The organism is Streptomyces sp. NRRL B-1347 (assembly GCF_000720325.1).
Taxonomy (GTDB): Bacteria; Actinomycetota; Actinomycetes; order Streptomycetales; family Streptomycetaceae; genus Streptomyces.
Genome location: NZ_JOJM01000263.1, coordinates 1 through 525, shown reverse-complemented (window position 1 = coordinate 525; position 525 = coordinate 1). Strand labels below are relative to the sequence as shown.

Below are 525 nucleotides of genomic sequence, written 5' to 3'. Positions count from 1 at the left end.
CGGCGACCACCGAGATCTCCACCTCTCTATTCGTCGGCAGCGTCAGATGTGTATAAGAGACAGGGGGGGCGTGGGTGGGGGTGCGGGTGAGTGTGGCGGTACCCGCACCCATCCCCATCCCTGCATCTGTGTCCGTCCCTGCGGCCGTGTCCGTCCCCGTTCCCGTTCCCGTGCCTGTGGCTGTGCCCGTACTCGTGCCTGTGCTTGTGCGTGGGGTCGTGCGTGTGTGTGTGGTGGTGTCCGCACTGGTGCTGGTGGTGCGGGTGGGTGTGTCGGTTGCGGTGGTCGTGCCTGTTCGTGTTGTGGTGGCGGTGCTGTCGTGGCTGTCGTGGCGGCTGCTGTGGCCGTCATGGCCGTGGCCGTGGTGGTTGTGGTGGTGGGTGGCGTGGGTGGCTTGGCGGGCGGCTTCGAGGAGGAGCATGCCGGGGGTGTGGTCGACGGGGTGGTCGAAGAGGGTGGGGTGGGTGGCTGTCTCTTATACACATCTGACGCTGCCGACGAATAGAGAGGTGTAGATTTCGGTGG

1 pseudogene is annotated in these 525 nt (G+C 65.9%); it reads right to left on the bottom strand.

The features are described from left to right. Positions 1-304: 304 nt before the first annotated feature. A pseudogene (locus tag IG74_RS54570) lies at positions 305-466 on the bottom strand (AfsA-related hotdog domain-containing protein); the annotation flags it as partial. Positions 467-525 lie beyond the last annotated feature (59 nt).